Annotated in this window: 26 protein-coding genes; 7 read left to right on the forward strand and 19 right to left on the reverse strand. The window is 46.6% G+C overall.

Features of this window, described 5'->3' with window-relative positions; genetic code table 11:
• Positions 1 to 48: 48 nt before the first annotated feature.
• The 10 genes from PRUTH_RS14140 to PRUTH_RS14185 all read right to left on the reverse strand — a co-directional run bounded on the left by PRUTH_RS14140 (position 49) and on the right by PRUTH_RS14185 (position 9,879).
• Positions 49 to 2,757, reverse strand: a complete 2,709-nt coding sequence (locus PRUTH_RS14140) for a methyl-accepting chemotaxis protein (RefSeq protein ID WP_151173551.1) — start codon at positions 2,755 to 2,757, stop codon at positions 49 to 51.
• 31 nt (positions 2,758 to 2,788) lie between these two features.
• Complete coding sequence (locus PRUTH_RS14145; protein ID WP_022943711.1) at positions 2,789 to 3,271, reverse strand: chemotaxis protein CheW; 483 nt, start codon at positions 3,269 to 3,271, stop codon at positions 2,789 to 2,791.
• Entirely contained in the window at positions 3,268 to 5,364 is a 2,097-nt protein-coding gene (locus tag PRUTH_RS14150; RefSeq protein ID WP_151173552.1) for a chemotaxis protein CheA, read from the reverse strand. Before PRUTH_RS14150 ends, PRUTH_RS14145 begins: the two co-directional genes overlap by 4 nt.
• Positions 5,365 to 5,376: 12 nt before the next feature.
• Complete coding sequence (locus PRUTH_RS14155) at positions 5,377 to 5,739, reverse strand: response regulator (RefSeq protein ID WP_026110938.1); 363 nt, start codon at positions 5,737 to 5,739, stop codon at positions 5,377 to 5,379.
• A 13-nt stretch (positions 5,740 to 5,752) separates the two neighbouring features.
• Positions 5,753 to 6,022 (reverse strand): STAS domain-containing protein, encoded by a 270-nt coding sequence (locus tag PRUTH_RS14160; RefSeq protein ID WP_022943708.1) that lies wholly within the window; start codon positions 6,020 to 6,022, stop codon positions 5,753 to 5,755.
• Positions 6,023 to 6,181: 159 nt separating this feature from the next.
• Positions 6,182 to 6,787 (reverse strand): SCO family protein, encoded by a 606-nt coding sequence (locus tag PRUTH_RS14165; protein WP_045979083.1) that lies wholly within the window; start codon positions 6,785 to 6,787, stop codon positions 6,182 to 6,184.
• Entirely contained in the window at positions 6,777 to 7,685 is a 909-nt protein-coding gene (cyoE, locus tag PRUTH_RS14170) for a heme o synthase (RefSeq protein ID WP_053909944.1), read from the reverse strand. Before cyoE ends, PRUTH_RS14165 begins: the two co-directional genes overlap by 11 nt.
• 14 nt (positions 7,686 to 7,699) lie before the next feature.
• Complete coding sequence (locus PRUTH_RS14175) at positions 7,700 to 8,689, reverse strand: COX15/CtaA family protein (RefSeq protein WP_022943705.1); 990 nt, start codon at positions 8,687 to 8,689, stop codon at positions 7,700 to 7,702.
• A 10-nt stretch (positions 8,690 to 8,699) separates the two neighbouring features.
• Positions 8,700 to 9,203, reverse strand: coding sequence for a redox-active disulfide-containing membrane protein (locus PRUTH_RS14180; protein ID WP_151173553.1), 504 nt, complete (start codon positions 9,201 to 9,203; stop codon positions 8,700 to 8,702).
• The gene (locus PRUTH_RS14185; protein WP_162197071.1) at positions 9,190 to 9,879 is read right to left on the reverse strand and encodes an SURF1 family protein; all 690 of its coding nucleotides are present in this window, start codon (positions 9,877 to 9,879) and stop codon (positions 9,190 to 9,192) included. Before PRUTH_RS14185 ends, PRUTH_RS14180 begins: the two co-directional genes overlap by 14 nt.
• A gap of 74 nt (positions 9,880 to 9,953) precedes the next feature.
• On the opposite strand from PRUTH_RS14185, the gene PRUTH_RS14190 reads away from it, so the two are divergent.
• Positions 9,954 to 10,256, forward strand: coding sequence for a DUF2909 domain-containing protein (locus PRUTH_RS14190; protein ID WP_081604362.1), 303 nt, complete (start codon positions 9,954 to 9,956; stop codon positions 10,254 to 10,256).
• Here the strand turns inward: PRUTH_RS14190 and PRUTH_RS14195 are convergent.
• The 5 genes from PRUTH_RS14195 to lexA form a co-directional block, all read right to left on the reverse strand.
• On the reverse strand, positions 10,156 to 11,031 hold the full coding sequence (locus PRUTH_RS14195) for a cytochrome c oxidase subunit 3 (protein WP_045979080.1): 876 nt from the start codon (positions 11,029 to 11,031) through the stop codon (positions 10,156 to 10,158). The two genes, PRUTH_RS14190 and PRUTH_RS14195, sit on opposite strands and share 101 nt — an antisense overlap.
• A gap of 19 nt (positions 11,032 to 11,050) precedes the next feature.
• Entirely contained in the window at positions 11,051 to 11,593 is a 543-nt protein-coding gene (locus PRUTH_RS14200; protein ID WP_022943701.1) for a cytochrome c oxidase assembly protein, read from the reverse strand.
• The gene (ctaD, locus tag PRUTH_RS14205; RefSeq protein WP_022943700.1) at positions 11,593 to 13,167 is read right to left on the reverse strand and encodes a cytochrome c oxidase subunit I; all 1,575 of its coding nucleotides are present in this window, start codon (positions 13,165 to 13,167) and stop codon (positions 11,593 to 11,595) included. Before ctaD ends, PRUTH_RS14200 begins: the two co-directional genes overlap by 1 nt.
• On the reverse strand, positions 13,164 to 14,297 hold the full coding sequence (coxB, locus tag PRUTH_RS14210; protein ID WP_022943699.1) for a cytochrome c oxidase subunit II: 1,134 nt from the start codon (positions 14,295 to 14,297) through the stop codon (positions 13,164 to 13,166). Before coxB ends, ctaD begins: the two co-directional genes overlap by 4 nt.
• A gap of 318 nt (positions 14,298 to 14,615) precedes the next feature.
• A complete protein-coding gene (gene lexA / locus PRUTH_RS14215; RefSeq protein ID WP_022943698.1) occupies positions 14,616 to 15,233 on the reverse strand; it encodes a transcriptional repressor LexA in 618 nt (205 codons plus the stop codon).
• A gap of 219 nt (positions 15,234 to 15,452) precedes the next feature.
• Between lexA and PRUTH_RS14220 the strand changes: the two genes are divergently transcribed.
• On the forward strand, positions 15,453 to 16,202 hold the full coding sequence (locus PRUTH_RS14220) for an HNH endonuclease family protein (protein WP_151173554.1): 750 nt from the start codon (positions 15,453 to 15,455) through the stop codon (positions 16,200 to 16,202).
• A gap of 65 nt (positions 16,203 to 16,267) precedes the next feature.
• Positions 16,268 to 16,633 (forward strand): SpoIIAA family protein, encoded by a 366-nt coding sequence (locus PRUTH_RS14225; RefSeq protein WP_045979078.1) that lies wholly within the window; start codon positions 16,268 to 16,270, stop codon positions 16,631 to 16,633.
• Here PRUTH_RS14225 and PRUTH_RS14230 read toward each other — a convergent pair whose 3' ends face one another.
• Positions 16,634 to 17,164, reverse strand: a complete 531-nt coding sequence (locus PRUTH_RS14230; RefSeq protein WP_022943696.1) for a DUF924 family protein — start codon at positions 17,162 to 17,164, stop codon at positions 16,634 to 16,636.
• Between the two features lie 98 nt (positions 17,165 to 17,262).
• Between PRUTH_RS14230 and grxB the strand changes: the two genes are divergently transcribed.
• The 3 genes from grxB to PRUTH_RS14245 all read left to right on the forward strand — a co-directional run bounded on the left by grxB (position 17,263) and on the right by PRUTH_RS14245 (position 19,098).
• Complete coding sequence (grxB, locus tag PRUTH_RS14235) at positions 17,263 to 17,898, forward strand: glutaredoxin 2 (protein WP_053909956.1); 636 nt, start codon at positions 17,263 to 17,265, stop codon at positions 17,896 to 17,898.
• 9 nt (positions 17,899 to 17,907) lie between these two features.
• Positions 17,908 to 18,366, forward strand: a complete 459-nt coding sequence (locus PRUTH_RS14240; RefSeq protein WP_151173555.1) for a PaaI family thioesterase — start codon at positions 17,908 to 17,910, stop codon at positions 18,364 to 18,366.
• A 330-nt stretch (positions 18,367 to 18,696) separates the two neighbouring features.
• Positions 18,697 to 19,098, forward strand: a complete 402-nt coding sequence (locus PRUTH_RS14245; RefSeq protein ID WP_151173556.1) for a lysozyme inhibitor LprI family protein — start codon at positions 18,697 to 18,699, stop codon at positions 19,096 to 19,098.
• Positions 19,099 to 19,815: 717 nt separating this feature from the next.
• Here PRUTH_RS14245 and PRUTH_RS14250 read toward each other — a convergent pair.
• Entirely contained in the window at positions 19,816 to 20,904 is a 1,089-nt protein-coding gene (locus PRUTH_RS14250; RefSeq protein WP_151173557.1) for a TolB-like translocation protein, read from the reverse strand.
• A gap of 578 nt (positions 20,905 to 21,482) precedes the next feature.
• Between PRUTH_RS14250 and lepB the strand changes: the two genes are divergently transcribed.
• Positions 21,483 to 22,334: a signal peptidase I gene (gene lepB, locus PRUTH_RS14255; RefSeq protein WP_170268960.1), complete on the forward strand. Its 852-nt coding sequence runs from the start codon at positions 21,483 to 21,485 to the stop codon at positions 22,332 to 22,334.
• A gap of 567 nt (positions 22,335 to 22,901) precedes the next feature.
• On the opposite strand, the gene tuf is transcribed toward lepB, so the two are convergent.
• The gene (gene tuf, locus PRUTH_RS14260) at positions 22,902 to 24,086 is read right to left on the reverse strand and encodes an elongation factor Tu (protein ID WP_022946954.1); all 1,185 of its coding nucleotides are present in this window, start codon (positions 24,084 to 24,086) and stop codon (positions 22,902 to 22,904) included.
• Positions 24,087 to 24,143: 57 nt separating this feature from the next.
• A complete protein-coding gene (gene fusA, locus PRUTH_RS14265; protein WP_022944283.1) occupies positions 24,144 to 26,261 on the reverse strand; it encodes an elongation factor G in 2,118 nt (705 codons plus the stop codon).
• Positions 26,262 to 26,283: the final 22 nt, after the last annotated feature.

Consider the following 26,283-nt stretch of genomic DNA (forward strand, 5'->3'; position numbering starts at 1 on the left):
CTCGCCAATACGTACTTTAGTTGGGCACATCATGTAGCCACTACGCTATTAAAATTCTTCCCACTCGTCTCCATCATCAACAAAGTTATTCCCTGAGGGGGCAGGTGATTTATTTGCTTGCGTTTTAGCTCCGTTCAACCGTTTCACTGCACTACTTGGGCTCGTACTCATATCCGGAAGAGCTGCTTGCATATTGATGGAGAAAAAACTCAGTAGCTGGCGCATACTATTGGCCTGCTCCGCCATCGATTCGCTAGCAGCAGAGGCTTGTTCAACCAAGGCTGCATTTTGTTGAGTCATCTCATCCATTTGCGCCACGGCTTTATTTACTTGTTCAATACCTGAACTTTGCTCAATTGAGGCTTCTGAAATATCAGAGATCATTTGCGTTACTTTTTGCACCGACTCAACAATGTCTTGCAACGTTGCACCTGATTCATTCACTAATACGGTGCCATCCTCAACCTTGCCGACACTGTCACGGATAAGCTCCTTAATTTCTTTGGCCGCACCCGCTGAGCGTTGTGCTAAGTTACGCACTTCACCGGCAACCACCGCAAAGCCGCGACCTTGCTCACCAGCTCGGGCCGCTTCCACGGCGGCATTAAGTGCAAGCAGGTTGGTTTGAAAAGCAATCTCATCAATAACACCAATAATATCGGCAATTTTCTTACTCGCTTCGTTAATCTCTGCCATGCCTGAGACAGCACGATTAACCACGTCGCCACCTTGCTTGGCCTTGTCGCATGTTTTCTCTGCAAGCTCACTGGCAACCTTGGCATTATCGGCATTTTGCTTCACCGTGCTGGTCATCTCTTCCATACTCGATGCCGTTTCTTCCAACGATGAAGCTTGTTCCTCGGTACGCTGGCTTAAGTCGGTGTTACCTTGCGAGATTTCCTCTGCTCCCGTTGCCACCAAGTTGGCTGAGCTGGTGATCTTCTCAATCATCTCGGTGAGCTTATCAGCGGTACTGTTGGCATCACGCTTGAGCTTTTCGAAGGCTCCCTGGAAGTCACTATCAATACGCTTAGTTAAATCACCATGAGCTAATGAATCCAGCATAGTGGCCGTTTCATCCACTGCTTCATCCACCACCTCTACCAGTTGGTTAAGGCCTTTAGATAAACGCAGGAAGAAGTCATCTTTGCCATCTAAACTCACGCGAGCATTCAGCTCCCCTCTGCGAGCAGCGCCTACTAAGTCATTGATTTCTTTCTCAATAGAGACCTCTGCAGTGCGATCGTCCCACTCGACTACGGTCCCCGCACGCTCACCTTCCTCGGTTAATATTGGATTGGCAACTAATCCGAAGGTCCGCCCACCGACGACAATCTCTGTACTGTAGGTGGTAGAGAGTTTCTCTAACATTGAGCGTTGATGCGCTGGGTTTTTATGAAATACATCAATGTTTTGACCAACCAAGTTGTTACTGTCGAAGTTGGGTAAGTCTTTGCGTAAGTCTCGCTCAGCATTGCGCATCATGTTGACCACCGCCTCGTTCAAATACACGATATTATGGTCATTGTCGGCAATCATGGTATTGGTCGAGACATTATCTAAGGCACGGCGTACACGTAGGTTCTCTCGTGCTGCCTGTTTTTGTTTCTCCTCTCGAGCAAGCTCTTCGGTCATATCCTGCCATTCAACAATGGTCCCTAGACGCTTGCCATCTTCGTCAACCCAAGGCGTTGCTATTAGGTTGAAAGTCAGCCCGGCAAGTTTAAGGTTAGTGTTGTAGGGTTCATCAAGTTTTGCCAGCATTGCCCGCTGGTGCGACGGTTTAGCATGGAAGTCATCCACGCACGTTCCTATCAAGTCATCCACTTTAAAGTTAGGCAATGCTGATTGAATTTGTTTCTCGCGATTGCGCAGCATGGCTTTGACTTGTTCGTTAACAAACACAATATTAAGGTCGTTGTCAGCCATCATGACATTGGCTTGGCAAACCTTTAATGCACTTGCTAGGCGCGCTGACTCCCGTGCTTGTCGTTCTTGTTGGCGCTGCTCGGTGATATCAATGGCATATTTCACTACCTTTACAGGGTCACCATTCATATCAAAAATAGGGTTGTAGGATGCTTGGATCCATATTTCTGCGCCATTCTTACCGATACGTTTGTATTGTCCTGAATTATACTCACCTTGGCTTAAGCGCTGCCAAAAAACGGTATACTCAGGGCTCGCCGCCTCCTCAGGGGTGACAAACATGCGGTGATGCTGGCCTTTAATTTCTTCCAAGCGGTAGCCCAAGGTTGATAAGAAGTTATCATTGGCAGTGATAATGGTGCCATCTAACTCAAACTCTATCACCGCCTGCGCCCGTGATATCGCTTTTGCTCGTCCTTCTAGCTCGGCTCGCTTGAGCTTAGATTCAGTAATATCGGTGGCAAACTTGACCACCTTAACGACCTCACCCTGCTGATTCATGACGGGGTTATACGATGCTTGGATCCAGATATCTTCTCCAGATTTGTCTACACGCCGAAACTCATCGCTAATATATTCGCCGGCGCTTAAACGCTGCCAAAAACGTTTATATTCGGGGCTTGAAGCCTCCTTGGCGTCGACAAATAATCGGTGATGTTGGCCTTGGATTTCTTCAAGGTTATAACCCATCACGCGCAGGAAGTTATCATTAGCGGTTAAGATATTCCCCGATGGGGTGAATTCGATCACTGCTTGAGACCTGTTTAATGCCTTTAATAGCATTGTGTCTTCATTTGAAGTGTTTGATTCCTTAGTAAACCAGCCCATGCTTTTCCACCCTGTTAGTACTTGTTCGCCATTAACAATCGAGTATTTTTGGCAAATCCAGAAGAATGACCATGGTTTCCCCTACATTAACGAGTCGCTCCACTAATTCGTTGTCGCTTGAATCGTTAAATTCCGGGATCCCTTTCGCATCCTGTTGATTAATTGCGTAAACATCGGACACAGCGTCAACCACCAAGCCCATTACCTTAGTTTTCTCTCTTACTTGCTCTTTAACCACGATGACGACCGTCAGTGGTCCGTAAGGCTGTGGCTCAATCCCAAAGCGCAAACGCAAGTCAATGATCGGTACGATAGTTCCCCTGAGGTTAATGACCCCTTTGATATAATCTGGGGCATTAGGAATCGCAGTTATTTCCTCCCAACCACGTATTTCTTGTACACTCAGGATATCCATGCCGTACTCTTCGTCAGCCATCATGAATGTCAGGTATTGCTGAATGTGACCCTGATTATTCTGCAAGATAATATGTTCGTTAATGCCTTCTACTTTCATACCTGCTCCTCATGCAGGGCTGCAGCATCAATGAGTGCCTCTTGTGCACCTGGCTTTTTCAAACCGGCCATTTTGGTTAACCCGGCAATATCAACGATCAGCGATACCCGCCCATCTCCGAGAATAGTTGCACCGGAAACACCATCAACCTTCTGATAGTTCGCCTCTAAACTTTTTATTACCACTTGCTGTTGCGCTAGTAAGTCATCCACCAGCAGACCCACTTTTTGGTTATCACACTCGACCACGACCAGAAGAGCTTTATCAAGTTCGGTAATGGCATCATGATGATTGAACAGTTGGTATAACCGTAAAATGGGAATGTATTCATCACGCAGCCGCAGTACCTCCAAGCTTTTGCCGACCCGGCTGACCTTATTCGTATCAATTTGTAATGACTCAACGATGGTAATGAGCGGCACAATATAGGTATGTTCGGCAATGCGGACCAGTTGACCATCTAAAATAGCGAGCGTTAGTGGCAAACGGATGGTAAAAGTTGACCCCGTTCCGGGTGTCGACACCACTTCGATAGAACCGCTTAAGGAGCTAATGTTCTGGCGCACCACATCCATCCCGACGCCGCGCCCGGAGATGTCACTCACTTCGTCGGCTGTGGAGAACCCTGGTTCGAAAATGAGCTCGTTAATGTCGTCGTCACTGAGCTCTTCATTGCCATCGATTAGGCCATTAGCGATGGCTTTTTCTCTGATTTTTTCGGTATTTAGGCCTCGGCCATCGTCCATTATTTCAATCACAATATTGCCGCCTTGGTGAAAGGCGTTGAGTGTCACCGTGCCAATTTCAGGTTTACCACTTTGTTTACGCTGTTCTGGCGTCTCTAGGCCGTGATCTAACGAATTGCGCACTAAATGCACCATGGGATCAGAGATCTTCTCCATCACTGTTTTATCAAGCTCGGTACCCTCGCCAAGAATTTTTAACTCCACCTGCTTACCGAGTTTTTGCGATATATCTCGCACTAAACGTGGGAATCGGCTGAATACAAAGCTAATTGGCAGCATGCGAATACGCATGACATTTTCTTGTAAATCGCGGGTATTATGCGCTAACTGTGCAAGCCCTTCCTGCAGCGCAGCCAGGGTATTTTCGGTCACTTCCTGCTCACCCAGTTGGCTGAGCATGGATTGCGTAATAACCAGTTCACCCACCATATTGATTAACGAGTCAATTTTATCTATGCCAACACGGATGGAAGTCGACTCATTAGATTTAGCTTTATTTGCTTTGCCTTTACTTGCCGGTGCTTGAGTCGCTTGGGCCACCGGTTCGTTTTCACTTGATTGCTGTGCAGCATCATCGTGCTCCAGTGGTTCAGTCGGCGCGGATGATTCCTGCTCTGAGAACAAACCTCCGCACAGACTAATATCGATATCAGCATCATCTTCTACCCACTCAAACACTTCCTTAATTTGCTCTTGTGTTGCTTCAGTTTGCAAAAATACTTTCCAAGACATGAAGCATTCATCACCCTGTAGATTCTGAATTTCAGGGATGGCGGATAAATCAGCTTCAACTTCAATGGATCCGAGATCCCCCAAGTCACTGAGCATAAACAGGGGTTCATTGCCTGTTTTGAATAAATGATGGTGCGGTTTAAATAAAATTTGATAGGTGTTAGTTTCTGCTTGCTGCGACGGTGAAGCGCTCGCTTCGTTTTCGTTGGCCGCCACTTCCCCTTCACTTAGACCGAGAATTTCCTCAAATTGTTGCTGTAGCTCCTTGGCAGTGTGTAATTCTGGCTCTTGTTCGCTTTGCAGTGCCTGCAACATCTCTCGCAAGCAGTCGACCGAACGCAATAGCAGGTTTACGTGCTGTGCTTCAAGTTGACGCTGACCTTGGCGTATTTGGTCCAGCAAGGTTTCTAAAACGTGGGTAAAATCGGACACTGAAGTGAACCCAAAAGTACCACTGCCGCCTTTGATTGAGTGGGCTGCGCGGAAGATGGTATTGAGCGTTTCGCTATCGGCTTCGCCTGGAGTAAGATTTAACAGCTCACTCTCCATGGCATCAAGGCCCTCGAAACTCTCCTCAAAGAAAACTTCGAAAAATTGGCTGAGATCGATACTCATAGCCGCGCAGCCTTAGCGAATTACTTTTTTCATTACTGCAAGTAGTTGGTCTGGATTAAAGGGTTTAACTATCCAGCCGGTGGCCCCCGCAGCCTTGCCCTCAGACTTTTTATCTAGCCCGGATTCGGTAGTAAGCATAAGCAAAGGGGTAAATTTGTAATCACCTAAGGTTCTTAGCTCTCGAATCAAGGTGATGCCATCCATAACCGGCATATTGACGTCTGAAATCACGGCGTCGAACTTATCCTTTTTGGCGATCGCTAACGCTTCACTGCCATCTTTCGCTTCAGTGACTTCATAACCTGCCTTTTTCAAGGTAAAGCTCACCATTTGACGCATTGAAGCTGAGTCATCCACGGCTAGAATCTTCGTCATACCCACCCCTAATTTAGTTTCCATTTAGCGCTAAATAATTGGCTACACCCAAGCTTTGACAAGCGTTTATGAGCGCTTCACTCGAGCCTTCCCATGTAATGCTGTGATCGCCAAGTTGTAATGCTTTTTGTAACGCACACAAAAGCTGAATACAGGCAGTATCGGCGCGAGTTACATCGCTCATATCCAAACAAAGATCACTGCCCTGCTGGAGCTGCTTCAGTAGCTCTGCCTGTAAATTTTCAACTTGTGAAATGGTTAATTCGTTAGGCAACCTAAACATAAATTATGCTTGAGCATTTAACATTTCTCATATCAAAAGCTTAGACCTAGTTAGTTAGATTGCCAGCGAATTTTGTAAAAAAATCTTTAAATAAATAGAGAGTTAGGTGAATTGGCTGCCTATGTATAGACAACCGAAGGGGGACACGCTGATACTTGCTCAGCCACCGTAGTAGCTGAGTATAGATTTAAGGTCCTTGATCATGGTGTCTGTATTAATGGTTGGTACACTGCCAGCTTTAAATTCAGGTTTGAAGATAGCCCGTATTTTCCCATGCGGATCGACCAGTGCCACTGAGGCACTGTGGTCCACTAAATAGTCTCCTGTTTGCTCTTCAGTCACTGCATAAATTAGCCCTAAATTCTGGACAAAGGGGTAAAGCGCCTTGTGCGGTCCCGACACGGCCTGATAATTAGGATTAAAGTAATTAATATACTGTAGACGCTTTTGTGCAGTATCGCGATTAGGATCTACTGATATAAACCAAACGTTTATATCTTCTATGGCAAGCTTTTTTTCTACCTGCCGGAGCTTTGCCAAGGTCATGGGACACACATCAGGGCAACTGGTGTAACCTAAAAACAGCAAATCCCACTGCGATTTTAAGTCATCAACGCCGACATCGTTGCCGTGTTGATTTTTCAGCTTAAATGGCTTCACGACTTTGGCTGGCTCATACACCAGCGCATCAACCTCTAATGTCGGCTTTGAACACCCTTGTAGCAGAACAGAAAATAGCGCGGCCGCGCCTAATTTACGCCACATAAAACATCCACTTATCTATGAACAATGCGACAAAGAGTACCATTAAATGCACAATTGAAAACTTAAAAACGGCCATTGCACTGCGATGGTCCTGTTCGCGCTTTAAACGCCAAGCGTAGGCAATAAACACACCATTAAGAATAACTGCTGATAACAAGTAAAATAGCCCTGACATACCAATTAAATAGGGCAAGATGCACACTAAGGCGAGAATCACGGTATACGCCAATACACATGTTTTACAAAAATCGATACCGTGCGTCACAGGTAGCATAGGCACATTCGCTCGACGATAATCTGCCTCTCTAGCAATAGCTAAAGCCCAAAAATGCGGAGGGGTCCAAGTAAAAATGATCATCACCAAGAGCCATGGTGCTGCAGCAAGTTGACCCGTTTCACTAACCCAACCAAGCAAAGGAGGCATCGCCCCTGCAAGCCCCCCGATAACAATATTTTGAGGCGTTGCCCGCTTTAGAAATAATGTATATACAACTGCGTAACCCACCAGTGCCATCAGCGTCAAAATGGCACACAGCCAGTTAGCAGCGCTAACCAAAGCAGCAAACCCAAGCCCACCAATCAGTGCTGCAAACATAAAGCCATTGCGCTCACTCACTCTGCCACGGGCCACCGGGCGATGGCGAGTGCGAGCCATTTTCATATCAATTTCTCGGTCCACAATATGGTTAATCACCGCTGCGGCTGCTGATAATAAGCCAATACCCAGTAAGCTCACAGCTTGTAATAGCCAACTGCGCCCCATGTCGGGAGCTAAAGCTACGCCAACCCAAGCGGTTAATACCAACATCAGCACAACCTTCGCTTTGCACATGGCTAAATAATCACGCCATGTGGTGTCTTTACTATCTCCGTACTGCCAATAAATCGCTTTGCTCATAGCCTGCTCCCTTATTAACTTTTTGATTTTTGTAGATAACACAACCGCACTAAGGTCAGTAATAGCAATAGCGCCATCAAGTTATGGGCAAGTGCCACATTTAACGGAATACTCATCTGTACTAACGCGATACCTAAACTTATTTGCGCCACTAAGGCCGCCACAACCCAGCCACACGCCTGTTTAATCATCTGTGATTGCGCACTGCGAAATACCTGCCACATGGCACTGAGCAACACCACGGCGGTAATGAGTGCGCCAAAGCGATGCAATAGATGAATAGACATACGCGATTCGAACGACAACACCCCAAACTCATAATTACTGTGCTCGGTAGGTAGCTGGAAAACACTACTGAGTGAGAACGCCTCACTGCCCGCACACATCGGGAAACCAATACAATGTGTGGCTGCATAATTTGCCGCGAGCCATCCCCCTAAGGCAATCTGTATCACCACCACAACTAACGCGGACAGGCTCCAACCTAGACTTGCTCTCGCTCCGGGGTCGCCACCAAATACGGGCTGAGAATGGGTTCGTAGGTAAAGTAACCACAGTAAGCTAGCAATGGAAAAGCCACCAAGAAGATGCCCCATCACCACCAAAGGTTGTAAATTCATGGTCACCGTCCACATGCCCAGTAAGGCTTGGAAAATAACCAGTAACAACAACACCATTGGTAGACGCAACGGGACATGGGGCAACTTTGCATGGCGTAATGCATACACTGCTAAAGCTAGGATCAATAAGCCTAGGCCGCCGGCAAAATAGCGATGCACCATCTCTTTGAGGGCTTTACCTTGATCTACCTGCGCACCAGGAAAGTGCTGCTGCACTTTTTGTATTTCATGGGCTTGATCGGGTACGGTGAGAAAGCCATAACAACCGGGCCAATCCGGGCACCCAAGCCCTGCATCACTTAAACGTGTATAAGCGCCCAAGCCCACCACCAACACTGCGAGAATGGCAGTGCATAACACCAGAGTTTTATAATTTTTTGTCATACTGGCCTCGTTAGCTGCTGCGAGAATAGTTAAGTAGTTTTTTAATGTCTTTTAGTAATCCTTTATGGATAAGTCGATTTTGCTGCTCCTGCTCAACGTAGTCATATTCCAATACCACCAAACCATGGCGATCTATCAAGTACAGATGACCTGCTTTTAATGCACTGGGCACTGAATCCACATGCAACACCTCGGGTACCTCGGCGCTGCGTGGCCTCTCCCCTAGTACTGCCATGCGCACCTTACTTTGGTTTTTCCCGAGCGCTACATAGAGCGACTGCATGTCTTGCCACTGAGCTTGGCAAGGGCCACAATCAGCTTGATTCACTAGCGCGATAGTCCAGGGCGACACGGGGTATTGGCCCCACTGTTCAAGTTCCACCTGCTCACTCATTAAAGTGCCGTTATTACTGGTACTTGCTGGTAGCCAGCCACTTTTAAGAACGGCAATAGCCGCAACAACGGGAATAATGAAACAAGCAATAAAAATCACTAATGGTTTACGATTTGTCATACCCTCTCCTTGCACGCCAAAAGGCGGTAAGCGCAATCAATAACGCCGCTAAGGCGATGAGAAACCACTGCCATGCATAGGCTATATGCTTTTCTGCAGGCATGGTCACAGGCTGGTAATGTGGCTCGGTAGCAACTAACGGCGAAGGCGTTTGCGCATACGCCATAAAATTATAAACGGGGACTCTCGCTTGATTCGCGATTTGTGTTATGTCGATTTGCTGTACACGCTTAGGCCAACCCATTGATGGTGAGCTTTGCGCCAAGGTAATTGACCCTAACGGGCCTTCTTTAATGAGCACATCATCAAGCGTTATCTGTGTCGGTAGCTGCAACTGAGGCAGTTGCTCACGTGTTGTTGGCGCAACAATGAAGCCAAGGTTGACCAGTAGCCACCGACTAGCTCCTTGAGGCATAACCAGCACCAATACGTCGTAGCCAACCCGGCCTTGATAAACCTGGTTATCAAGCAACCAGTAGTGCTGTAGCACACGACCAGACACTGCGGTTTGCATACCTGTGGCATCAACATCTGAATTGATCAGGCGCTGAGCTTGGGTAAAAGGAATGCGCCCTTTACTGGCCCATTGCTGCAATAGCTGCTCGCGCTCTTGCTTTTGCTCGGCACGATCTAACTGCCAGAAACCCAAGCCTACACAAGTACTTACTACTAACACGACAATGCTACTCCACAAAAATGCGCTAAGCTTATGAGTATTCACTCGCACACCAATTAGAGGAAAACTGCACTGTGCTTATAAAAATTATTATTGTTGCGCTGCTACTTTTTGTCATATACACCTTATTCCGTGCCATGTTGGCTATGCTGAAGTCTGACTCCAAGGTGCCGATGTCGCACTACTTAGGCAAACGTGTTGCCTTGTGCGCCATCGTCCTGATTATTATTCTGCTCGCACAGCAAGCTGGCTTGCTGCGCTTTAACCCTTCTCCTATCACAACACATACACAAATACGAATAGACACAACCACACCACATCAACAAAGTGCCAATACCAAGCCGCAGCCTGAAATGCGAAGTGCTTTTCACTGCTAAAGTGCCCTTTGATTACGCGAATGAGTACCACGGTAAGCATGATCGCCCCTAAGGTGACATGCATACCGTGGAAGCCTGTGAGCAAGAAGAAAGTATTGCCATAAATACCCGAGTCTAACTTAAGGCCTAGATCCTGATATGCGTGAATGTATTCTTCACCTTGAAGAAACAGAAATACCGCGCCGAGTATCACCGTCAGGGCAAGAAATACCGTAAGCTGTTTACGGTTGTCTTTCTCAATTGCAGTATGCGCAAACTGTAAAGTCACCGAAGAAACTAGCAAAATAATGGTATTAATTAGCGGCAAACCTTGCCATCCCATAGCCTGAGTTGTATCACCGCCTGGTGTTAACTCTAGCGGCCATGAGGCGCTAAATTCAGGCCATAACACCTCGTTGGTCATCAAGTTATTACCCTCACCACCAAGCCAAGGTACAGCCAACATACGGGCATAAAATAGTGCCCCAAAAAAAGCGCCAAAGAACATGACTTCTGAGAAAATGAACCAGCTCATCCCTTGTTTAAAAGAACGATCCATTTGCGCCGAATACAAGCCACTTTGTGATTCATTAATCACATTGCGAAACCATCCCACCAGCATGTACACCAGCACTGCAATACCAGCAATAAGCCAATAGGTACCAGAGCCACCGCCTTGCTCTAACTGCATAACGCTAAGACCCGCGCCCACAGCGATAAAAAACAACGCAACAGCCCCCACTATCGGCCAGGGGCTTTGCTCCGGAACATAATATTTTTCGTATTGATTACTCATTTCGTTAACCTCGCTCGGTTTATCGCGCTTGCGCTGCGAGTAAGTCTTGTCGCTTAGCGCTGATATCAAAGAGGGTGTAAGACAGCGTTAATTCCTCATACTCCTGCGGCAACGCAGGGTCGACATAAAAGCGCAATTGGTATTCAAGCCGTTCATTGGCTTGTAGCGGCTGCTGGTCAAAGCAAAAACACGCCAATTTGTGTAAATACTTGGCTGCGAGCCCTGGAGAAACAGATGGAATAGCCTGCATGACTCGCGGCTCACCACTGGTATTCGCTGCGGCGAATGTCACCACTGTCATCGCCCCGGGTTTCACCACCACTTCTTGCTTTTGCGCTAACACTTCAAAGGGGGCACCACTTTGCGCATGGGTTGTAAAGCTCACCGTCACTTCGCGAGAGTCATCCACATGCTCGCTTTGCTGCGCCTGTTCGAGTGAGGGCTTACCATTAAGCCCTGTTACTTCGCAGAACACGTCGTAAAGCGGCACCAAGGCAAAGGCGAACGCAAACATGCCGATGACGCTGATGACTAGTTTCTTTAATAACGGTGCGTGGTTCATTACTGTACCTTAGGTGGCGTTTCAAAGGTGTGGTAGGGTGCCGGAGATGCTACCTCCCACTCCAAGCCTTCTGCGCCATCCCACACTTTCGCTGGTGCTTGCTCTCCAGCCTTGATGCACTTGAACACCACGGCAACAAACAGCAGTTGAGAGAGTCCAAAGGCGAAACCACCAATACTGATAATGGCGTTAAAATCAGCAAACTGCAGCGCATAGTCTGGAATACGTCGTGGCATACCCGCCAAACCTACAAAATGCATGGGGAAGAACAGCACATTAACGCTGACTAACGACAGCCAGAAATGCCATTTCGCTAACGTGGTGCTATACATGTGCCCAGTCCATTTTGGCAGCCAGTAATAAGCAGCGGCCATAATCGAGAACACCGCCCCTGTCACTAAAACATAATGGAAGTGCGCCACCACGAAGTAGGTGTCATGGTACTGGAAATCCACTGGGGTAATTGCCAACATCAACCCTGAGAAGCCCCCGAGGGTAAACAACACAATAAAGGCGATAGCAAACATCATTGGTATTTCAAAACTGATGGCACCGCGCCACATAGTGGCTACCCAGTTAAATACTTTTACTCCCGTTGGCACCGATATCAACATGGTCGAGTACATAAAGAACAATTCCCCGGCCAGTGGCATACCGGTGGTAAACATATGATGGGCCCACACCACAAAAGACAGCAAGGCGATGGAGGCCGTGGCATATACCATGGACGAATAGCCGAACAGTTTTTTGCGTGAAAAGGTAGGAACTATGGTGGAGATAATGCCAAACGCTGGCAAAATCATAATGTACACTTCCGGGTGACCAAAGAACCAAAAGATATGCTGGAACATCACAGGGTCGCCACCACCGGCGGCATTGAAGAAATCAGTGCCAAAATACTTATCAGTGAGCACCATGGTCACCGCACCCGCCAACACCGGCATCACTGCAATTAATAAAAACGCAGTGATCAACCAGGTCCACACAAATAGCGGTAATTTCATCCACTTCATCCCTGGAGCACGCATATTAACGATGGTCACAATGACATTAATGGCCCCCATGATGGAGCTTATCCCCATAATGTGAATGGCAAATACAAACAGGGCAGTATTGTCGTTGCTGTAGGTAGTCGATAAGGGCGCATAGAAGGTCCACCCAAAGGCTGGACCGCCGCCTTCCATAAACAGCGACAGCAATAGGATGGCAAAAGCGAATGGCAGAATCCAAAAGCTCCAGTTATTCATTCGCGGCAAAGCCATATCTGGCGCGCCAATCATCATGGGGATCATCCAGTTAGCTAAGCCCGTAAAGGCAGGCATCACGGCGCCGAAGACCATAATCAAACCATGTACTGTGGTCATTTGGTTGAAAAAATGAGGATCAACCAGCTGAAGTCCTGGTTGGAATAGCTCGGCTCGGATCACCATTGCCATGGCGCCACCGGTTAAAAACATCAACAACGAAAATAATAAGTACAAGGTGCCGATGTCTTTGTGGTTAGTAGTAAAAAGCCAGCGTTTAATTCCGGTTGCAGGCCCGTGATGTTCATGTGTTGCAGCTGCTGTACTCATTGTTCCTCCCCATCAATATAGGCCTGAATCACGCTTGGTTGAACGATGTCACCGGTTTCATTACCGAAGGCATTGCGTTGGTAAGTAACCACCGCAGCCAACTCTTTAAGCGTAAGTTGACCGACAAATGCCTGCATCGCAGTCCCTGGCTTACCGTGCACCACAATATCGATATGGTCGTTAATATCGCCGGTGGCTATTGGACTGCCTTTAATGGCGGGGAAGACTCCAGGTAAACCGAGCCCCGTAGGCTGATGACAAGCTGCACAGCGCGTGATGTACACTTGCTCGCCCGATGCCATTAGCTCATCTTCAGAGAGGATTTGTTCTAGCAGCTCAGCATCGGCCTGCGCCTGAGCTTGCTTCGCTTGTTTCTGCTCTGCCAGCCAAGCGTCAAACTCTTCAGGGGGTTTTGCTTCTACGACCACCGGCATAAAGCCGTGGTCTTTACCGCATAACTCGGCGCACTGGCCGCGATACGTACCCGGTTCGTTTACGCGTGTCCAAGCTTCGTTGATAAACCCAGGGTTAGCGTCTTTCTTTACTGCAAAATCGGGCACCCACCAAGAGTGAATGACGTCATCTGAGGTCATTAAGAAACGTACTTTTTGATTAGTGGGAATGACCAAGGGTTTATCTACTTCGAGGAGGTAATTGTCGCCCTTATTTTGCGCATTTTTGATTTGCTCTTGAGGCGTTGACAGCAGTGAGTAGAAGCCCACATCGTGGCCCATATACTCGTAGTGCCATTTCCATTGTGAACCAGTCACCTTAATGGTGATATCGGCCTTTGTTGTATCCTCCATAGCAATCAGGGTTTTGGTGGCCGGAACAGCCATGGCTATGAGAATAACAAATGGAATCGCTGTCCAAAGTATTTCTACTTTGGTGCTTTCATGAAAGGTAGCGGGGGTGACCCCTTTTGACTTGCGGTGTTTGAGCAGCGCCCAAAACATCACCGCGAAAACAACCACACCAATCACACAGCATATAATAAATATGGTCATGTGTAGTTGGTAAACATTTTCGCTAATGTCAGTTACCCCTTGGCGCAAGTTGTACTTGCTATTCGCGGACACCAATTGAGGGAATAACAGACATAGCAACATGAGGGAGCTCAGCTTCTTCATGTGTACCATCTCCTTATTGTTGCGCAATGCAAGGAAGAGGCGGTTACAGCTTAATACCCAATCTTCGTTATTATTATGCTTTTACCAGTCGACAACTTTGACCCTAAATAAACTGTTGAAAAACCGACCAGCAAAGCCTGTAATATAACCAATTAGTCAAAGATTGAGCTAATAGCAAGTTAATACACTACTTTTGTTTACGTTTTATTAATAAATTAACAGGAATATTCAAGCTGTTAGAAAGCACTGTGGCTAAGGAGGGAACATGGGGAAAGCCCCTAATAACAGACCTATTAGAGGCAAAATAAGTAAATTTAATTACATCCAGTCGGCGTTTCGGATCACACCTACAGCTAAGCCTTCAATATTAAAGGATTCGTTCTCTAAATCGACTTCAATGGGTGTGAATTCTTCATTCTCTGCATGCAGCAGAACCTTACGCCCAGCTTTTTCTAAACGCTTCACGGTGACATCTTCATCAACCCGCGCGACCACCACTTGGCCGTTTTCAGCCACCTGAGTGCGATGTACCGCTAATAAGTCGCCATCCATAATGCCGATGTCTTTCATACTCATGCCATTTACGCGCAGCAAATAATCTGCAGCAGGCTTGAACAGTAGTGGGTCTATCTGGCAGTGACTCTCTATATGCTGTTGTGCAAGAATGGGCTCGCCCGCAGCAACACGGCCAATTAAAGGCAGGCCCAATTGTTCGGGTTCTTCTTCCTCGACCAATTGAATACCTCGACTCGCGCCAGGCTTCATTTTGATTACGCCTTTCTTAGCCAACGCCTTAAGATGTTCTTCTGCGGCGTTAGCACTGCGAAACCCCAGTGTTTGTGCAATTTCTGCACGCGTCGGCGGCATGCCGGTATCTTTAATAAAGACTTTAATCAGCTCAAGAATTTGCGATTGGCGTTTAGTTAATGGGCGCATACAACTGGGTTTCCATACAGTACATTTAACTGTGAGTATATACAGTTAAATGAAAATCGCAAATAAAATCAGGGAATTTGCTGACCATTGCAACCTTAATTAATGCAACTTCGCTTTTGTTCATATGCAACCTCATCTCATACTCATAAAGTGATAGGTGACGAATGCGCGACAATGCTTTAAAGTAGCGCTGTTTTAGTCATGTTATTAAGCAGTTAGATGACTCGCCAAGGTGTATTTTCAGCGTTCCTTATACTTATTTCGGCACTGACGATAGGTGCGTGCAAAGCCGATACGGTCAAGATGTCGCGCAGCGGCCTTTGTCACCCTGAAGATTCGGCTCATTATCAACGCACTCAATCTTTTACCCCCTATGCGAACTTAGAAAGCTGTCTAGCAGACGGTGGACGTTTACCAAAGAACCACACTAAACAAACATCAGGAAATAGTTATCATCGGGATAACTGGCCACATTGGTTAGACACCGATCACGACTGCCAAGACGCCCGTGCTGAAGTGCTGATTGCCCAATCACACAGTGATGTAAGCTACACCACTCAAGCGCGCTGCACCGTCACCAGCGGCCAGTGGCATGACCCTTATTCGGGACAGATACTACGCAATGACGATGATTTAGATATAGACCATATTGTTCCGCTTAAATTTGCCTATGAACACGGTGCTGCCACCTGGAGTCGTTCGCAAAAGGCACAATTTGCCAACGATATGGAGAATTTGCTTGCTGTTGATAATGGCCTAAATCGTAGCAAAGGCGCAAAAGGCCCTTGGCAATGGTTGCCGCCGCATCAAGATTACCGCTGTCAGTACATTCAGCGCTTTAATTACATCATGAGCAAATATGACCTTCGCTACTCGCAAAACGAAAAAGACCAAGTTCAGAGTTTGCTGCAAAGCTGCGTAGGTGAAACTTTAAACCTCAGCGCACTACCTACAACCTTGCACCAATAACCAACCGCTTGTAAGTAAATATTCTATATTGATAGAGCATCCAATGAACTCGTTGGCGAGGATATATGCTCAATATCACTATAAACGAAACACACAATACCGCTCTACTCGAACCACAAGGCCAGCTGACAGCAGAAGACTTTGCAGCAGCCGTGCGTATTATCGACCCTTATATTGAACAGCATGCAAAGCTACATGCTCTCATTATTGCTACTGAACACTTTCCGGGGTGGGACTCATTTGCCGCGTTACTCTCTCATCTGCAATTTGTGCGCGACCATCATCAAAAGGTGAATAAAGTAGCCATTGCCACCAATTCATTGCTTGGTGACTTTGCCCAGCACCTTGGCGCACACTTTATTCATGCAGAGGTTAAATCCTTTCGTTATGAACAACGTGAACAAGCGAAGCTCTGGGCACAAAGCCCTTAACTAAAAGCGGCTACCAGGCTGATTCAAAAACGCCTGCTCAGCGTCGCTCGATTGCCGACCGAGAATATCATTACGATGTGGATAACGCCCAAAACGGTCAATGATTTCTTTGTGAGCCAGTTCATATTTATAATTACTTAAGGGCCGAAAAAGCTGCTCGGCCACCACATGAATCGCCTGGCTCTCACTGTGCATATAGGGCATGTATAAGAAACTACGCTCGGTATCATCAAGCTCTAAAGCAAACTTTTTCTCCACCGCATTCTGCGCCAAACATAAAGCCAGTGCATCGGTTGCAAACGCTTGGGCCGTATCGCGGAACATATTACGAGGAAACTGATCCAGCACTATAATTTCACATAACGCGCCTCGAGCAGATTTTCGCCAAGAATAAAGCTCGCCTTGGCGCGCTGCCTCGTAAGTAGGTAAAAATTGCTTTTTTACTGTGGCGTCAAAGTCGGCGCTTTTTTTAAACCAATCCTGTGGACTGCTGTGAGTAAACCAAAATTCGTAAACGGATTCATATTGCATGATGATCTAATGGCGAAAGTTTGCTTTCGTCCGGCAACTATTGTTTAGTTACAGCTAAGGCCAAAAGGTAGTAATTCGCAAGCTCTGAGGTATTTTTTATGAAGCTGTTTATATTTGAACATTGCCCCTATTGTATAAAGTCATTACTGGTTGCACGCGCCTTGGGGCTAGAGGTGGACGTGCGCTTCCTACTCAACGATGACGAGGCCACGCCCAACCAGTTAGTAGGTAAAAAAATAGTGCCTATTTTGGTCAAAGATGATGATACCGCGATGGCCGAAAGCTTAGATATTGCCGAGTATTTCTGTACTCTTGCCAACAAGGAGCTGTCACAGGGAGAGCACTTTAATCAAGCCCAACAGTGGGTTGAAAAGCATCTTGAAACCTTTTTACGGCTGACCTTTGTGCGTTGGCCGCAACTGGCCCTGCCGGAATACGCTATTGATACCGCTATCAGCTATTTTCGCGAGAAGAAAGAGCAGCGCCTGGGCGAATCTTTCGATAGCGTGTTAGCCAATAGCGACGCTGACATCGCCACAATGGAGCACGCATTGAGTGAATTAACATGGCTGCAAACCCCAGAACATATTACTTGGGCCGATGTGGCGTTGTTTCCTTTTCTGCGCAACCTCACTGTGGTCAAAGACTTAACCTTTCCAGAGCATGTACTCAACTATGTCGATACATTAGCCACTGAACACCGAATTAAAACCTTTACCCGCGTTGCTGTTTAAGGAGTACAGATGAGTATTTGGGCCCAAGAGATTGATTTAGCCTTATGTAAAAAGCTCGATTTAGGTGTAGGAGAAAAAGGCACCTTAATGACCAAGCTCGGCATTGAGATCACAGAGATAGGCGACGATTACCTGGTCGCCTGCCTCCCTGTGAGCAATGAATTATATAACCCCATGGGCATTGTTCACGGCGGCGTTTACGTGGCATTAGCCGAAACCGTGGCCAGCTACGCCGCCAATTTTGTGGTCGATACCAGCAAGTACTACTGCGTCGGCCAGGAGATCAACGCCAACCACCTTAAAGCCTCACGCACCGGCACACTCAAAGCCGTGACCAAGCCCGTGCATCTAGGCGGCCGCTCTTCCGTGTGGGAGATAAAAATTTACAACAGCGCTGGCGATTTGTGCTGTATCTCAAGGATGACGGCTGCGGTGGTTGAGAAGCGTTCAAAAGGCACAGGGCTTTAAAGCGGGATGATCACCTGTAGGTCAGACTTCAGTCTAACAATAAATAGGTAAGGCTTTAGCCCTGCGAAAGGTGTTTTGAATTGAGCTTTTTCGGAACGTTTCTCAGGATCGGAGAGCAACGTTTAGAGCCTCTAATTAGAGACGCCTTTGTAAACTTCTTATACCAAGACTTTACTATGATCCCTCGATGAAAGCAGGGATGAATAACGATTTTAATGAGCTCATCGACTGTATTCGCAACTCCACTACTTTAAGGCTCTATGAACCGGGTAGAAATCGTGTGAAGTATTTAGAACAGCGTAAACCTAAAGCCACCGGAGGTGTGAACTAATGAAAGCATTATACTTGGCTATCATGGCACTGATTACATTTAGTTGTGCCGCTAATTCCAGTAATACAAAGCTCCCTTGCGAAGATGCCACCAACAGTCTTGAACTCGAGCAATGCATAGCGCAGAAAAAAGACGAGTCCGAACACCGCCTAACAAACAAGTTAAGGCTTTTACGGGAGCAAATTCAGGTGGCTTATGCTGCAGAGGCTGAATTAGGTAACACATTAATCGACCAAGTAGAAAAAACTCAATTGGCATGGAGCGATTTTAAGGCTCAAAGTTGTCAACTTGAGGCATTCGAGATTGAGCAAGGCACAAGTGCGTATGAGACCGCTATAAATAATTGTGAGTTGCGTATGAACCAAACTAGGATAAAGACTCTTTCCCAGATACTGAATTAGCCCTTTGGAGTAGCAAGGCTGAAGCCTTGCCTACAGAGTAAACTCTCCCTGCAGGTTGGGCTTTAGCCTAACCACATGTGACAAACACATTTGTGTTCTCAGCCCAGAAATCTGGAATGTATTTGTCGGTCGCAATCACAAGGCTGAGGGCCTTGCCTACAGAGTGACCTCTCCCTGTAGGTTGGGCTTTAGCCTAACCGTTATGTGACAAACACATTTGTGTTCTCAGCCCAGAAATCTGGAATGTATTTGTCGGTCGCAATCACAAGGCTGAGGGCCTTGCCAATAGAGTAACCTCTCCCTGTAGGTTGGGCTTTAGCCTAACCATATGTGACAAACACATTTGTGTTCTCAGCCCAGAAATCTGGAATGTATTTGTCGGTCGCAATCACAAGGCTGAGGGCCTTGCCTACAGAGTGACCTCCCCTGTAGGTTGGGCTTTAGCCTAACCATATGTGACGAACACATTTGTGTTCTCAGCCCAGAAGTCTGGAATGTATTTGTCGGTCGCAATCGCAAGACTGAAGGCCTTGCCAATAGATTAACCTCCCCCGTAGGTTGGGCTTTAGCCTAACCGTTATGTGAAAAACACGTTTGAACGCTAAAGCCCAAATTTTGATGAATATGACCACCTTTGTCGATTACAAGGCCAAAGCTTTGCCTACAAGGTACGCAATACACTCATCTCAATTATGATACGAGTGAGATACAACCTAGTTAAAAGCTGTATATTCGCAGAGTATTATCGTCATAACTAAAGTATGCCAGCTCCCGCTTTGTTGGGTGAAGGCTGAGACGACCAGATCCAAAAGTAAGCTCACTCAGCTTAACAAACTGTCTATCGCGATCCTGCTGATAGAGTGCAGTGTCGAACTCCTCTCCCTTGCGCTCGGTTAACACAGCATATTTACCATCACTAGAAAAGTTATGCCGACTGAGAGTGTCAATGACTTCATCAGCGTTGCTTCGATATACTTTCTGCGCAGTGGCGCTATTTCCTTCCCATACAAGCCTGTAGAGCGTTTTGCCGCTAAGTAGCCAAACATTGTTCCATTTGCCTAAGCTGATATCATTCCCAAATTCCAGTTGTTGCTTTAATAGCGTATTGGTTTTGTAATTCCAAAAGCGCACTGTATCGCCTACGATGTATGCAATGATAGATTCTGCTTCATTCAGAATAATATGTGTCCGCACTTTCCCTCTAACTTCGATGTCATTGATCGTTTGGGCATCAGCTAACTTCCACACTCTAAGCAAAGTTTTATCACTTAACCATGTTGATACTTCACGTTGCATCGATAGCACTTCATATTCCATATTGAAGTCATCGCTGGGGTGAACTCCCGATACATTAAGCATTCTAGCTGCTGCATCCAAGGAGTTAATGCTCAACAATTCATAATTACCTGAAAGTACGTAGCGGCCTGAGCGACTGACATCGAGATCATAACCTAAAGCAGGCTCAGCCTGACTAATAGATAACAACTCTCCATTACCCAACAATTTGTACAGTTGCAAGCCCGCAAAAAAATACAAGGCTTCATCAGTGTAAGCCATTCTTTGCTCATCTATTGCTGGCGTTAAAGCGAGTGTCTTTACACTTCCATCAGAAGCGACAACAAAGGCCTCTCTTCGCACAAAAGAGGACAACAGCAAAGCCCCTCCGTTCGGGCTGTACCCTAAATAAGACACCTTTGCATCCAAAGTTTTAGGCATCGCAATTTCATGCTTAATTGTAAGCTGACCTGCCGAGAGACCAAATGAGAAAAAGCATAAAATAAGAGCTAGGAATAAGGGGTTCATCATGCAGCTACAAGCCCGTAGTAATAGATCATAAAGTCTGAAAAGGTAAGTGATCGTTGAGGGGTAACCGAATGTAATGGCAGCTTTCCTTTCGACATACCCCATGTCGCAACATGTAACTCGATCGCCTTGTTCTCATACTGCGCTAATTCATCAAAGGAAAAACAAAAAGTTAGCATAACCAAGCTATTAACGCATTAGCAGGAGTTGCAGAAGTAATGAGCTTATAGCATCCGTATTTGCACCTCTATTCCTAGTATATGATCATGCTAAATATGGCTGGGCTAAAGACTGACCTACAACTAAGTTACCATTTTTTTATAAGCATCAATGTATCAGCCTAACCTCTCTGCATCGACATGGATACACGGAAAATAAGGTTTAAGGTATTCTGTAAATAGCGAATAGAAACACCGCGCTTCAACCTAACTGAAAAAACACCATACCTTTGGCCTTTAATGGGAATTGTTGTAGAGTCATAACTCCCACCATGGAGAACAAGATATACAAGGATAAGTATGACAACTGAAAAACAGCTATGGAAACCAAATACTTGGGTTTCAGTCATTTTAGGTGTTTTTATGCAACCTTTCGCGTTCCTTTATGTTAATAGAGGACGGTTATTTTTCGCATATTTGGACCTTTTTGCACTGGTCGCTCTATTAGGCCCCAAGCTGACACCTTTTTTACCTAGCTACATCGATCTCGCATTTTTATTACTTATATTGATGTTCATCCACACTCTTTGGCTCGCAAAAAACTATGACAGCAACCAACCCCGTAGTTGGTATGCTAACTGGTGGATATCGCTGTTAGGTTTCATCCTATTTCTGGTACTTATATTGTTTACGCGAATCAATGCCTTTGAATTGTTTGCTGCACCATCCTCTTCGATGAGCCCTACGTTAACGCCTAATAGCGTAGTGGTGGTAAATAAGCTCGGTTATGAAAATCATCGCTTAGCGGGCATTCAACTAAAAAAAGAATCCCCTTCCAAAAGGCCTCTGCGAGGTGGTCTTATTGTCTTTCAGTTCCCAGAGCAGCTCAGTATCAACTACATAAGTCGCGTTGTTGGCCTACCCGGGGATACAATAGCGCTGAAGGGCAAGCAAGTATTCATTCAACCCGCGTGCGATACGCTTGATGCTCAATGTGCACCTATGCGAGCTCTGCCTCAAATTGAGCAAGGCGCAATAAGCGAGCCGCCGTATCAGGGTTATTCAGAGTCGATAGAGGAACACACTTATAATATCTGGCTAAACAAACATGCTTCCCCACGAACTGAGCGATATTATCAAGGAAAATCAAAGTGGAAAGTGCCGGATAATCACTACTTTGTGCTCGGAGATAACCGTGATAATAGCTTAGATAGCCGCTATTGGGGCTTCGTTCCGGTAGACAACATCATAGGTGAGGTAGCATTGAGCTGGTAGACGCTCTCATTGCGACGCAATGATATCAAGAGGAGTGAGTGAGTATAGATTCACAGATACAGTTGAATTTCACTACACTGTGAATAATTGGTTGTGACTAGGCACTGCCTCTTGAATATGACCACCCTCGGCGGTTGCAAGGCTAAAGCCTTGCCTACAACATCACCATTTGGGTTCAGTTTTATCCTACCACATCAGCCCCTATAGGTTGGGCTTTAGCCTAACCATGTGTGAGAAACATATAAAAACACAGTTGTGGCTAGGTACTGGCCTCTGGGATATGACCGTCTTTGGCGGTTGCAAGGCTGAAGCCTTGCCTACAACATCAGGCCCTGTGGGTTGGGCTTTAGCCTAACCATGTGTGAGAAACATATAAAAAACACGGTTGTGGCTAGGTACTGGCCTCTGGAATGTGACCGCCTTTGGCAGTTGCAAGGCTAAAGCCTTGCCTACGATCTTGGTCCCTGTGGGTTGGGCTTTAGCCTAACCTACAACAACACCCGAATTTCAGGCATAAAAAAAGGTCGCCTAAGCGACCTCTTTTTTAGCGTTTAGCTATATCATTGATTACTCAACGATAGAAGCTACAACACCAGCACCAACTGTACGGCCACCTTCACGGATTGCGAAGCGTAGACCTTCATCCATCGCGATTGGGCAGATTAGCTCTACTACCATCTTGATGTTGTCACCTGGCATTACCATTTCTACGCCTTCTGGTAGCTGGATGTCACCAGTTACGTCAGTTGTACGGAAGTAGAACTGTGGACGGTAGCCTTTGAAGAATGGCGTGTGACGACCACCTTCATCTTTAGACAGTACGTATACTTCTGCTTCGAACTTCGTGTGCGGAGTGATTGTGCCTGGAGCTGCTAGTACTTGACCACGCTCTACTTCGTCACGCTTAGTACCACGTAGTAGGGCACCAATGTTCTCACCTGCACGGCCTTCGTCTAGAAGCTTACGGAACATCTCAACACCTGTACACGTTGTCTTCGTAGTTTCTTTGATACCTACGATTTCAACTTCGTCGTTCACGTTGATGATACCCGCTTCTACACGACCAGTTACTACTGTACCACGACCCTGGATTGAGAATACGTCTTCGATAGGCATGATGAATGGCTTATCGATGTCACGCTCTGGCTCTGGGATGTAAGAATCTAGTGCTTCTGCAAGCTCTACAATCTTGTCTTCCCACTCTTTCTCGCCTTCTAGCGCTTTAAGAGCTGAACCTTGGATTAGTGGTAGGTCGTCACCTGGGAAGTCGTACTCTGAAAGTAGTTCACGTACTTCCATTTCTACTAGCTCTAGTAGCTCTTCGTCATCAACCATGTCACATTTGTTCATGAATACGATGATGTAAGGTACGCCAACCTGACGAGATAGTAGGATGTGCTCACGTGTTTGTGGCATAGGACCGTCAGTAGCCGCAACTACTAGGATCGCGCCGTCCATCTGTGCAGCACCTGTGATCATGTTTTTAACGTAGTCAGCGTGTCCTGGACAGTCAACGTGTGCATAGTGACGTGTCGGAGTGTCGTACTCTACGTGTGAAGTTGCGATTGTGATACCACGCTCACGCTCTTCTGGAGCGTTATCGATTTGTGCGAAATCACGTGCTACACCACCGTATACTTTTGCTAGTACGTTAGTGATCGCTGCAGTTAGAGTTGTTTTACCGTGGTCAACGTGGCCGATTGTACCTACGTTTACGTGCGGTTTCGAACGTTCAAACTTTTCTTTTGCCATTTTCAAAATTCCTATAAAGAAATTAAAGTCCGACCCGAAGATCGGACCGAACTCAAATTACTTAACAGCGCGAGCTGCAATAATTCCATCAGCTACATTTTTAGCCGCTTCTGCGTACTTGAGGAATTCCATCGAGTACGAGGCACGACCTTGTGTAGCTGATCGTAAGTCAGTTGCATAACCGAACATTTCTGAAAGTGGTACTTCGGCGTTCACTTGTTTTAAGCCGCCTGGTGCCTCTTCCATTCCTTCGATCATACCGCGACGACGGTTTAGGTCGCCTACAACATCACCCATGTTTGCTTCAGGAGTGATCACTTCTACCTTCATGATAGGCTCTAACAACACGGGGTTCGCTTCAAGCGCGCCGTTACGCATTGCCATTGCACCTGCGATCTTAAAGGCCATTTCGTTGGAGTCGACATCGTGGAACGAGCCATCGAATAACGTCGCTTTAACGCCCAGAAGCGGATAACCAGCAAGAACACCTTGCTCCATCTGCTCGTGGAGACCTTTTTCTACCGCTGGAATATATTCCTTCGGTACAGTACCACCAACGATTTCGTTAACGAACTCGAATGTTGGTGCTTCTTCATCGCTAATATCAAGCGGTTCAAGTTTGACCCAAACATGACCATATTGGCCACGACCACCCGATTGACGAACAAACTTACCCTCAACCTTAACGGCTGAACGAATCGCCTCACGGTAGGCAACCTGAGGTTTACCAACGTTACATTCAACTTTGAATTCACGCTTCATACGGTCGACGATAATATCGAGGTGTAATTCACCCATACCAGAGATAATAGTCTGGCCAGATTCTTCGTCTGTTTGTACGCGGAAAGAAGGATCTTCTGCCGCTAGTTTACCTAGCGCGATACCCATCTTTTCTTGGTCTGCCTTGGTTTTTGGCTCTACCGCAACAGAGATCACCGGCTCTGGGAATTCCATACGCTCTAGCGTAATGATTGCATTCCCGTCACACAGGGTATCACCTGTTGTTACGTCTTTGAGACCAATCGCAGCGGCGATATCGCCGGCACGAACTTCTTTGATCTCTTCACGTGAGTTTGAGTGCATCTGGACGATACGACCGAAGCGCTCACGCTTTGATTTAACTGGGTTATATACCGTGTCACCCTGGGCAACTGTGCCTGAGTACACACGGAAGAAGGTTAGCGTGCCTACAAACGGGTCGGTAGCAATTTTAAAGGCCAATGCTGAGAAAGGCGCTTTGTCATCTGCTGGACGCGTGTCTTCAGTCTCGCCATCATCAAGAACACCTTGAATCGGTTTAACTTCGGTAGGTGAAGGCATATATTCAATCACGGCATCAAGCATCGCTTGCACGCCTTTGTTCTTGAACGCACTGCCGCAACTCATCAGCACAATTTCGTTGCTTAGAGTGCGAGCACGAAGGCCTTGCTTGATCTCAGCTTCGCTGAGCTCACCTTCTTCTAAATATTTGTCCATTAGCTCTTCATTGGCCTCAGCCGCCGCTTCCACAAGAAGTGAGCGGTATTCTTCGGCTTGGTCTTGAAGCTCTGCCGGGATCTCCTCAAATGTAAATGACATCCCCTGGTCCGCTTCGTTCCAGTTGATGGCTTTCATCTTGATAAGATCAATTACACCTTTAAAGTCTTCTTCAGCACCAATAGGCAGCTGAATCGGAACAGGAGTTGCACCCAGACGGGTTTTCACCTGATCTACAACCGACAAAAAGTCGGCGCCAATACGGTCCATTTTATTTACGAAGATCATACGTGGAACTTCGTATTTATTGGCCTGACGCCAGACTGTTTCTGTCTGTGGCTGTACACCTGATGAAGCACAAAGCACGACAACAGCACCATCAAGTACACGCAGTGAACGCTCAACTTCAATGGTGAAGTCTACGTGCCCTGGGGTATCGATGATATTGATGCGATGGTCGTCAAATTGCGCGTCCATCCCTTTCCAGAAACAAGTGGTCGCAGCAGACGTGATAGTAATACCACGCTCCTGCTCTTGCTCCATCCAGTCCATAGTTGCAGCACCATCGTGTACCTCACCAATTTTGTGAGATAGGCCCGTGTAAAAAAGTACACGTTCCGTCGTGGTGGTTTTACCTGCATCTACGTGAGCACAAATACCGATATTGCGGTAGCGCTCAATTGGAGTTGTACGTGCCATATAATCCTCTTAAAGGTTAAGG

Origin of the sequence: Pseudoalteromonas ruthenica, from assembly GCF_008808095.1 — a bacterium.
In the GTDB taxonomy this organism is placed as follows: domain Bacteria; phylum Pseudomonadota; class Gammaproteobacteria; order Enterobacterales; family Alteromonadaceae; genus Pseudoalteromonas; species Pseudoalteromonas ruthenica.

What these genes read in the sequence shown, in the direction of transcription:
- PRUTH_RS14140 (WP_151173551.1), bottom strand. Translation starts at nt 2,757, where the DNA reads ATGGGCTGGTTTACTAAGGAATCAAACACTTCAAATGAAGACACAATG.
- PRUTH_RS14145 (WP_022943711.1), bottom strand. Translation starts at nt 3,271, where the DNA reads ATGAAAGTAGAAGGCATTAACGAACATATTATCTTGCAGAATAATCAG.
- PRUTH_RS14150 (WP_151173552.1), bottom strand. Translation starts at nt 5,364, where the DNA reads ATGAGTATCGATCTCAGCCAATTTTTCGAAGTTTTCTTTGAGGAGAGT.
- PRUTH_RS14155 (WP_026110938.1), bottom strand. Translation starts at nt 5,739, where the DNA reads ATGACGAAGATTCTAGCCGTGGATGACTCAGCTTCAATGCGTCAAATG.
- PRUTH_RS14160 (WP_022943708.1), bottom strand. Translation starts at nt 6,022, where the DNA reads ATGTTTAGGTTGCCTAACGAATTAACCATTTCACAAGTTGAAAATTTA.
- PRUTH_RS14165 (WP_045979083.1), bottom strand. Translation starts at nt 6,787, where the DNA reads ATGTGGCGTAAATTAGGCGCGGCCGCGCTATTTTCTGTTCTGCTACAA.
- cyoE (WP_053909944.1), bottom strand. Translation starts at nt 7,685, where the DNA reads ATGAGCAAAGCGATTTATTGGCAGTACGGAGATAGTAAAGACACCACA.
- PRUTH_RS14175 (WP_022943705.1), bottom strand. Translation starts at nt 8,689, where the DNA reads ATGACAAAAAATTATAAAACTCTGGTGTTATGCACTGCCATTCTCGCA.
- PRUTH_RS14180 (WP_151173553.1), bottom strand. Translation starts at nt 9,203, where the DNA reads ATGACAAATCGTAAACCATTAGTGATTTTTATTGCTTGTTTCATTATT.
- PRUTH_RS14195 (WP_045979080.1), bottom strand. Translation starts at nt 11,031, where the DNA reads ATGAGTAATCAATACGAAAAATATTATGTTCCGGAGCAAAGCCCCTGG.
- PRUTH_RS14200 (WP_022943701.1), bottom strand. Translation starts at nt 11,593, where the DNA reads ATGAACCACGCACCGTTATTAAAGAAACTAGTCATCAGCGTCATCGGC.
- ctaD (WP_022943700.1), bottom strand. Translation starts at nt 13,167, where the DNA reads ATGAGTACAGCAGCTGCAACACATGAACATCACGGGCCTGCAACCGGA.
- coxB (WP_022943699.1), bottom strand. Translation starts at nt 14,297, where the DNA reads ATGAAGAAGCTGAGCTCCCTCATGTTGCTATGTCTGTTATTCCCTCAA.
- lexA (WP_022943698.1), bottom strand. Translation starts at nt 15,233, where the DNA reads ATGCGCCCATTAACTAAACGCCAATCGCAAATTCTTGAGCTGATTAAA.
- PRUTH_RS14220 (WP_151173554.1), top strand. Translation starts at nt 15,453, where the DNA reads ATGACTCGCCAAGGTGTATTTTCAGCGTTCCTTATACTTATTTCGGCA.
- PRUTH_RS14225 (WP_045979078.1), top strand. Translation starts at nt 16,268, where the DNA reads ATGCTCAATATCACTATAAACGAAACACACAATACCGCTCTACTCGAA.
- PRUTH_RS14230 (WP_022943696.1), bottom strand. Translation starts at nt 17,164, where the DNA reads ATGCAATATGAATCCGTTTACGAATTTTGGTTTACTCACAGCAGTCCA.
- grxB (WP_053909956.1), top strand. Translation starts at nt 17,263, where the DNA reads ATGAAGCTGTTTATATTTGAACATTGCCCCTATTGTATAAAGTCATTA.
- PRUTH_RS14240 (WP_151173555.1), top strand. Translation starts at nt 17,908, where the DNA reads ATGAGTATTTGGGCCCAAGAGATTGATTTAGCCTTATGTAAAAAGCTC.
- PRUTH_RS14245 (WP_151173556.1), top strand. Translation starts at nt 18,697, where the DNA reads ATGAAAGCATTATACTTGGCTATCATGGCACTGATTACATTTAGTTGT.
- PRUTH_RS14250 (WP_151173557.1), bottom strand. Translation starts at nt 20,904, where the DNA reads ATGATGAACCCCTTATTCCTAGCTCTTATTTTATGCTTTTTCTCATTT.
- lepB (WP_170268960.1), top strand. Translation starts at nt 21,483, where the DNA reads ATGCAACCTTTCGCGTTCCTTTATGTTAATAGAGGACGGTTATTTTTC.
- tuf (WP_022946954.1), bottom strand. Translation starts at nt 24,086, where the DNA reads ATGGCAAAAGAAAAGTTTGAACGTTCGAAACCGCACGTAAACGTAGGT.
- fusA (WP_022944283.1), bottom strand. Translation starts at nt 26,261, where the DNA reads ATGGCACGTACAACTCCAATTGAGCGCTACCGCAATATCGGTATTTGT.